This is a genomic window from Shewanella zhuhaiensis, from assembly GCF_022484835.1.
Taxonomy (GTDB): domain Bacteria; phylum Pseudomonadota; class Gammaproteobacteria; order Enterobacterales; family Shewanellaceae; genus Shewanella; species Shewanella khirikhana.
In genome coordinates this window covers 881591-889386 of sequence record NZ_JAKUDL010000002.1, presented here as the reverse complement: position 1 = coordinate 889386, position 7796 = coordinate 881591, and the positions used below count along the sequence as shown (strand labels likewise).

Sequence of the window (7796 nt, the reverse complement as noted above, 5' to 3'; positions counted from 1 at the left end):
CTGGTGGTACTGGCGCTGGTGTTTGCACTGCTTAAGCTGCCCCATATTCAGGGCCAGGAAGATGAAACTCTGGAGGGTGACGCGCCAAAACCGGTCTCGGCGTTAAGCCATCGTCATCTGCTGCTGGGCGCCATCGGAATTTTTGTCTACGTGGGCGGCGAAGTGGCCATAGGCAGTTTGCTGGTGAACTTCCTCGGTCAGCCCCATGTGGCGGCGATGGAAGAAGCCGAGGCTGCGCACTACATTGCCTTTTACTGGGGCGGCGCCATGGTTGGCCGCTTTATCGGCGCGGCGGTAATGCAAAAAGTAGCGGCGGGTAAGGTGCTGGGATTCAATGCCTTTATGGCCGCGCTGCTGGTGGTGGTCGCTGTGATGAGTGAAGGCGCCGTGGCCATGTGGGCGATTCTGGCGGTGGGGCTGTTTAACTCCATTATGTTCCCGACTATTTTCAGTCTGGCGCTGAAAAACTTAGGCCCGGCAACGGCTCAGGGCAGCGGTATCCTGTGTCTGGCCATCGTCGGCGGCGCAATAGTGCCACTGGCGCAGGGGCTGATTGCCGATGCGGCGGGGCTGTCGGTGTCCTTCCTGCTGCCGGTACTGTGCTATGCCTATATCCTGTTTTATGGCCTTAAGGGCTCAGAGGTAAAAGCCGGTTAAGCCTTGCTTTAAAGCTGGCATCAAGCCTAACCAAAAGCGCACCCCGGGTGCGCTTTTTCATGAAGGAGTGGCGGCTTAAACTCTGCGCTGGCTGAAAGTGGCCAACTTTTTCATGGGCAATCGGCGTTTAATGCTTAAGCTTCCTTGCCTGCGCTGCCAATAACTCCTATGATCTCGCGGTTTTTTCTTCTCTGGAATTGCCCCTATGCTCAAATCGCCTTTATCTCCGTCTTCCACCGAGCTTGTTCTCGGGATCCTCGATTTGGTGCTCAATGGGGGATCGCCCCTGGACAGGGCCTATTCACGCCATTTCTCCGGTTTAAAACTTGCCAGCGAAGAGCAGGCGCGCATCGCCACTGTAACCGGCGACTTGCTGCGCCGCCTGAATCTTTATTGCTATTTGGCCGACGTCGAACCCGGACGCATTGAGCGTGAAGGTTCGCGGCTTATCAACGCCTGGCACCTGTTTCATGGCTTGCCAACGCCCAAACTTCAATACTCACTGGCGGTGGATGAGAACGGCTTTAATGAGCGCCTAAGCCATGCCAAGACCCAAAGCGCGCTTTGGGACGGCTGCCCTGACTGGCTGGATAAACTTGGCGAACGTGAGCTTGGCGACGCCTGGGCCGCCGAGCGAGCAGCACTGAAAGCGGCGCCAAAACGTTACCTCAGAACCAACTTACTCAAGTGCGATCGCGATGCCCTGGCGAGCCGTCTGGCAGGCGAAGGCGTGAGCACCGAGCCTGTTGCGGGAGTTGACAGTGCACTTGAAGTGACCTCGGACTCGGCGCTGTTTCGCACTCAGTCCTTTGCCGATGGCTGGTTTGAGCAGCAGGACGCCGGGTCGCAAAAGGTGGCCGCAGCGCTGGACGTTAAACCTGGAATGCGGGTGATTGACGCCTGCGCCGGTGCCGGTGGTAAAACTTTGCACCTTGCCGCCATGATGGCTGGCAAGGGCAGGCTGCTTGCCATGGATGTGGAGCAGTGGAAGCTCGATAACCTCAAAGAGCGTGCCCGCCGCGCCGCTGCCCACAACGTGGAAACCCGCCTGATTGCCGGCTCCAAGACCATCAAACGTCTTAAGCTGTCTGCCGACAGGGTACTGCTGGACGTGCCTTGCTCAGGCCTTGGGGTACTTAAGCGCAATCCCGATGCCAAGTGGCGCGACACCGAAGAGCGGCTGCCGGTATTGATGGAGCTGCAGGCCCACATTCTTGGCAGCTACAGCCGTATGGTAAAGGTGGGCGGCATGCTGGTATACGCCACGTGCTCCATCATGCCCTGTGAAAACCGCGGTCAGGTGGATGCATTTTTGGCCGCCAATCCCAACTTCCGTTTGCTGGATGATGAAAACATCACCCCGGCCAACTCCGGCTTTGACGGCTTTTACCTTGCCAGACTCGAGCGGATCGCCGAGTAAGCACACTTAGACCGGCGTTTGGGTTGAAATTCGCTTAATCAGTTTGTATACAGAATGTAGTGACGGGCGTCGGAGTTGGGCATGGGCCGGGAAATGGAAGATCGCGGATTTGAAGTCTTGGGATATGGCAGCATTTTGGCCATGGTTCTCGAGCACCGGCCTTTATCCGAGGTTCTTCATGCGCTGACTGCCCTGATTGAATCCCAGACCCAGGGCACAGTAGCGTCTGTTTTACTGCTCAGTGAAGACGGTAAGCGGCTGCTCAATGGCGCCGCCCCCCATTTGCCCGCCGAGTTCAATCGTATCGTCCACGGTGTAGAAATCGGCATGGGCGTTGGCTCCTGCGGCACTGCGGCCTATCTTGGTGAGCGGGTGGTGGTGAGCGATATCTCCACCCACGAATACTGGCTGCCCTACAACGCCTTACCCTTGGCTGCAGGGCTTAAATCCTGTTGGTCTGAACCGATAAAGTCTGTCTCCGGCAAGGTGATAGGCACCTTCGCGCTTTATCACGACAGCATTAAAAGTCCCACCGAAAACGAGCTGCAATTTATCTCCCAGGCCGGCAAACTCGCCGCGCTGGCGATTGAGCGCAGTCGCGATCAGCGCTATCTCAAGCTGGTTGAAATGGTATTCAACAGCATGCCGATGGCCTTTGTGATCACCGACGATCGCGCCCAGATCCTGTATAAAAATCCGGGCTTTAGCGCCTGGTTTGCCAATCTTTCCCATTTCGACCCAGAAGCGCTGCTTTGCGCCGCGCAGCCTGGCGGGCTGGTTGCCCTGCGTGAGGCGCTGGCATCGGGCTGCAGCTTCAGCGGCGAGTTTGAAGCCGAGGTCCAGGGTGGCGATCGCAGGCAGCTTGAGCTGCAGGCGACTCCCATCGACGATCCCCAGGGGGAAGGCGCCATCTACGGCTGGCTGCTCACGGATGTGTCGGAACGTAAAGCCGCCGCCAATGTAATTGAATATCAGGCCAATTTTGACGCGCTTACCGGCCTTGCCAATCGCTTTCAGTTGTTTTCTTGCCTGAATAAGGCCTGTGAGCGCAGTGAAGGCTTTACCCTGATGCTGATGGATGTGGACAGATTCAAGCAGGTGAACGATAGCCTTGGCCACGATACCGGCGATGAATTGCTCAAAGCCGTGGCACGCAGGCTTGAGGCCTTATTGCCCGAAAGCGCGATTTTATCCCGCCTCGGCGGGGATGAATTTGCCCTGTATCTGCCCCAAGCGCCGCTCGATGTCGGCCACAGCGTGGCGCAGCGTCTGGTGGACTCCATGGCCATGCCTTTTGATATAAAGGGGTGTCGGCTCTACAGCGGCATCAGCCTTGGGCTGACCCGCTACCCGGAAGACGGGCTGCAACTTGAGCAGCTGCTGTCCGGTGCTGATCAGGCGATGTACAGTGCCAAGGCCGCCGGGCGTAACACCTGGCGCGACTTTACTCCCAGGATGCAGCAGGATGCCAACCGTGAGGCACGGCTTGCCGGCGCGCTCAAAGAAGCGGTGGCCAAAGAGGCGCTGACCCTGGTGTATCAGCCCATTGTGGAGATGGAGCAGCACAGAATCGTTGCCGCTGAAGCCTTACTGCGCTGGGAGCACGAAGGTGAAATGATTTCGCCGATGGAGTTTATCCCACTGGCAGAAAGCTCAGGGCTGATTGTGGAGCTGGACAGCTGGGTTCGAAGCCAGGCGCTGGCGCTTATTCGCCGCCTGGGTGAGATGGGTTTGCCGATCAAGATTTCGGTCAATGTCTCCAGTTTTGAGCTTTGGTCGACACCATTGCAGCAACGCTTTGTTGAAGGCTTGTCTGAGGCCGTATCTGAACCGCAGAATGCGCAAACCAGCCAAGGCCAGGCAACTCACGCCCCCCCCGCACACGCCAAGCCGCTCGATGGCTTAATCCTTGAGATCACCGAGTCTTTGCTGCTCGATAAAAACGCCCAGTTGGTGGAAACCTTAACAGGCCTGCGTCAGCAGGGCGCCTGGATTGCCATTGATGATTTTGGTACCGGTTATTCGTCGCTGTCGTATCTGGCCAACTTCCCGGTCGACTGTATCAAGCTCGATAAATCCTTTTTAAGCACCCTGTGCAGCCTTGGCAGCGATGCAGAACCGCATTCCGGCGCTGCAAACGGCGGCAAAGGTAGGGCGCTGGTGCAGGCCATTATTCAAATGAGCCAGGCATTGGATCTGTGTTTGGTGGCCGAAGGGGTGGAAACTGAGCCACAGCTTAGTTTCCTTAAGTCGCAGCAGGTTGAGAAGGTGCAGGGGTTTTATTTCCATAAGCCCATGCCTCCATCGGCACTGTTGGAACTGCTGAAAAAGCAGGGGCCAGCTGACGCCGGAGTCGACTCTCAGGCAAAAGGCATCAAGGCCTGCGGCTAGGCCGCTAATATCCCTGACTCACTCAACTTGCGAACAAAGCGTCATTCGCAAGACGCAGCGTTTCCGGGGGCGTTAAGTTCCGTTTCCACCGCAGACCTGTTCAATGAAATCCCCAACGAGGCGGAAGGTATTCAGTGTCCTGAGCCAGTGCCTTGATTCAGAGCCCTGATTCAGTGCCTTGAATAGTGGCGATGATTTTACGTTTGCCACCATGGTCTCTGTGCTCACCCAGATAAATCCCTTGCCAGGTACCCAACGCCAGGCGGCCGTCGCTGATGGGCAGCATCAGGCTGGTGCCAAGCAGGCTCGATTTGAGATGCGCCGGCATATCATCAGGGCCTTCATAATCGTGGCGGTACCAGGGCTCGTTTTCTTTCACTGTGCGGTTAAAGAAATTCTCAAAGTCCTGACGCACGGTAGGATCGGCGTTTTCATTTAAGGTGAGCGATGCCGAGGTATGCAGAAGCTGCAAATGCAGCAGGCCGGTTTTAAGCGTCGCAAGTTCAGGCAATGCCCGCTCAATATCATCGGTTATAAGATGGAATCCCCGCGGCCTTGCCGCGAGCACCAAAGTTTTTTGATACCACATAAGCTCTCCTCAAAGCGGCCATGAGCGTTTGGGTGACTATGCTCACGCGCCTGTCCGTCGGTGTTGCGGCAGTGTAGGGAAGGGATTGAGGGCTTGCAAGCCTTTGCAAATGCCAAGGTGAACTGGGCGACCGCTTTAAGGTAAAATAGCGCCATCAGTGATTTCAGGAGACTCCCATGGCCCGTGCCTGTGCCCGCCATATTTTGGTGAAAACCCGCGAAGAAGCGGAAAAACTCAAGGCCCGTATCGATAAAGGTGAAGACTTTGGCAAGCTTGCCAAGCAGTATTCACTGTGCCCATCCAAGCGTCGCAGCGGCGATTTGGGTGAGTTTGGCCCAGGCCAGATGGTCAAAGCCTTCGATGATGTGGTGTTTAAAAAGCCGGTACTCGAAGTTCATGGTCCGGTGAAAACCCGGTTTGGCTTCCATCTTATCCAAACCATCTATCGCAACTGAGGCGCGAATAACGTCTTGGCCGCGACTCTGGACGATCCCGATTACTTCCTGCGCCACTTTGACCTTCTGTGTCAGTCGGTGGCGCGTTATCGGGATCTGTTAAGCCCCGGCGAGCTTGTGCTGCTCGCTTGTGGTAATCCTTCAGCCTCTACCTGCGGCCCTGATGATAAGTCGCCAGCTCCCCCAAAGGGCAATCCAAACCCAGCTCACATCAACTCTGCTGCGCCCATCACAGACGATGCCAAACGGCTACTGGTACGGCTCATCAGCCGCCGCGGCAGCTGCTTTCGGGTGAGTAAGCTAAGTTATGGGGATATCGGCGATATTGATGATGCCATCCATCAACTGAAAGCCATGGGGTTGGTGAGCCAGCCACTCGACTCAGCAAAAGAGCGGCAAGCCGCAGCTCATGAGCCTTCACACCCTGTATATGCCGCTGACACTGAGTCTTATGGCGCGGACACCCGTTCAGCCTGTGCTGCAAGTGACGCAAGCGCTGGGCTGAATACCGAATATGATACAGGCACTTTGTCAGCCCTGAACACCTCGCATGTGACCTCGCTTGTGACCTCGCTTGTGACCAAAGCAGAGCTATATGCAGTGCTGACGGACCTTCTTAGCGCTGATGCAAGCGCTGCCCTGACTTCTGCTTTCGAAGGTGTAGCGGTTCGCACAAGGGAGCCTGCGCCGGGAGCAAAGTCGAAAGCCATCCCAAAACCCCGCTCACAGTCCCTGTCAACGCCCTTGTCAAAATCCCTCACAAAGTCAGCGCTTTGCGCCATTGCGACTGAGCTTGAGCTCTGGTCTGCGATTTGGGAGCTGATTGCCGGGGATGTGATTGAAGTCGATGCAGCGCGGCACTTTCGCACCTTGAAGCTGCTCTATTTCGGAAACAGTTGGCAGGACTTCAGTGAGTTTGTGGTTGCAGAGCTTGGTCACAGGCGCTACGAAGCCTACTTGCTCGATGCCGAGCATCGCCGTTTCGATAGCCGGGTAGAAATCGAGATTGCGCTTGGCTGCGCCGACATTGGCCGTGAACTGGATGCGGCCAAAGCGCTGGATGACGAGTCGCTGGAGCAGCTTTATAAAACGCTCAAGCAACTGGAAGTCCTTGGGGGCGACAATTTGCTGGAGATGTCCCACAGTGCAAGGCGGCTTGGGCGCATTCGCTGCCAGTTGGGGCGCGAATTTGAGCGCCGAGGCCAAACCGATAAGGCACTGAGTCTCTATCAAGGTTTGATGCTGGCGCCAGCCAGGGAGCGCGCCGTCCGTTGTCTTGAGGCGCTGGCAAACTATGAGGCGGCCTTCAGCGCGGCGAGTGCGCTTTTTCATAGTCCGCTGAACGATGATGAGTACCGGGTCAGCCTGAAAATGCTGCCAAGGCTTGCCAAAAAAGCGGACAGGCCCTGGCAGGCGCCACCAAGCTATGTGCCGCCGAGTGAGCAACTTGGTTTGCAGATTGCCGATGCTTTCTGTTCCAAAGCAGATCCAAGCCAAGATGGCGATTTTGATGATGATGTTGAAGGCGCGCAGCAAACCGTGGAAGCGCGCTGCGTGCGCTACTATCAAGGGCAGGGCACTGCGGCATGGCATGTAGAGAATGGCTTCAGCTGTGGGCTTTTCGGACTTGCGCTGTGGGACATCATATTCATGACGGTAAAAGCGGTGTTCGATCATCCATTTCAAACGGCACCTGCCGATATGTATCGCGGTGACTTCAGTGCGCCGCGGCAAGCCGCGCTGAAAGCCAGGCTCGATGTTATTCGCGGCGGTGATTTCAGTATCCTTGAGCGCCATTTAATGGAAAAGCGGGGGATTGCTAACGACTGGGTCAATTGGGCGCTGTGGACCGAGGCATTCTGGCAGCAATTGATGCCGTTGTTAAAGGGCACCAGAGCAAACGCCAGGTTCGAACGCAAATGTGAAACCAAATGCGAAGCTTCAACTAATGCTCAGGCTCCAGTGCTTCTCCATGACCAAGAGCAAGACCAAGACCAAGCCAAAACCGGCAGTGCTGAAGCATCTGAGCAACGTGCGCCAAACGAGCCACATCTGGGTGCCTGGCTTGCGAGTTTAATCGAGCATATGCTGGTTTCGCCCAAAGAGCGGCGCAGTGGCTGGCCGGATTTGTTACTTATCGACCATGGCGAGCTTAAGTTTGTCGAGGTCAAAGGGCCCGGCGACAGACTGGCTCCCCATCAAACAGATTGGCTTAAGTGGCTGAATGAAAACGGTACGCCTGCCAAGGTGTTGTACGTTAACTATCTGGAATAAAGCCGGTTTT

At 56.2% G+C, this 7796-nt stretch carries 6 protein-coding genes; 5 read left to right on the top strand and 1 reads right to left on the bottom strand.

The annotated features are described in order from the left end of the window. From gluP to MJ923_RS09565, 3 genes are all read left to right on the top strand, one after another. The coding region (gene gluP / locus MJ923_RS09575; protein WP_240590861.1) for a glucose/galactose MFS transporter at nt 1–657 on the top strand (657 nt) is incomplete at its 5' end. Nucleotides 658–862: 205 nt separating this feature from the next. Continuing rightward, the gene (locus tag MJ923_RS09570) at nt 863–2077 is read left to right on the top strand and encodes an RsmB/NOP family class I SAM-dependent RNA methyltransferase (RefSeq protein ID WP_240590860.1); all 1215 of its coding nucleotides are present in this window, start codon (nt 863–865) and stop codon (nt 2075–2077) included. An 81-nt stretch (nt 2078–2158) separates the two neighbouring features. Continuing rightward, nucleotides 2159–4468 carry a bifunctional diguanylate cyclase/phosphodiesterase gene (locus MJ923_RS09565; RefSeq protein WP_240590859.1) on the top strand — a complete coding sequence of 770 codons (2310 nt, stop codon included), beginning with the start codon at nt 2159–2161 and terminating at the stop codon, nt 4466–4468. Nucleotides 4469–4625: 157 nt separating this feature from the next. Here MJ923_RS09565 and MJ923_RS09560 read toward each other — a convergent pair whose 3' ends face one another. Beyond that, nucleotides 4626–5057, bottom strand: coding sequence for a secondary thiamine-phosphate synthase enzyme YjbQ (locus MJ923_RS09560; RefSeq protein WP_240590858.1), 432 nt, complete (start codon nt 5055–5057; stop codon nt 4626–4628). A 176-nt stretch (nt 5058–5233) separates the two neighbouring features. Between MJ923_RS09560 and MJ923_RS09555 the strand changes: the two genes are divergently transcribed. Both MJ923_RS09555 and MJ923_RS09550 read left to right on the top strand, forming a co-directional pair. Beyond that, entirely contained in the window at nt 5234–5512 is a 279-nt protein-coding gene (locus MJ923_RS09555) for a peptidylprolyl isomerase (protein WP_126166831.1), read from the top strand. A gap of 15 nt (nt 5513–5527) precedes the next feature. Then, nucleotides 5528–7786 carry a VRR-NUC domain-containing protein gene (locus MJ923_RS09550; RefSeq protein WP_240590857.1) on the top strand — a complete coding sequence of 753 codons (2259 nt, stop codon included), beginning with the start codon at nt 5528–5530 and terminating at the stop codon, nt 7784–7786. Nucleotides 7787–7796: the final 10 nt, after the last annotated feature.

What these genes read in the sequence shown, in the direction of transcription:
- MJ923_RS09570 (WP_240590860.1), top strand. Translation starts at nt 863, where the DNA reads ATGCTCAAATCGCCTTTATCTCCGTCTTCCACCGAGCTTGTTCTCGGG.
- MJ923_RS09565 (WP_240590859.1), top strand. Translation starts at nt 2,159, where the DNA reads ATGGGCCGGGAAATGGAAGATCGCGGATTTGAAGTCTTGGGATATGGC.
- MJ923_RS09560 (WP_240590858.1), bottom strand. Translation starts at nt 5,057, where the DNA reads ATGTGGTATCAAAAAACTTTGGTGCTCGCGGCAAGGCCGCGGGGATTC.
- MJ923_RS09555 (WP_126166831.1), top strand. Translation starts at nt 5,234, where the DNA reads ATGGCCCGTGCCTGTGCCCGCCATATTTTGGTGAAAACCCGCGAAGAA.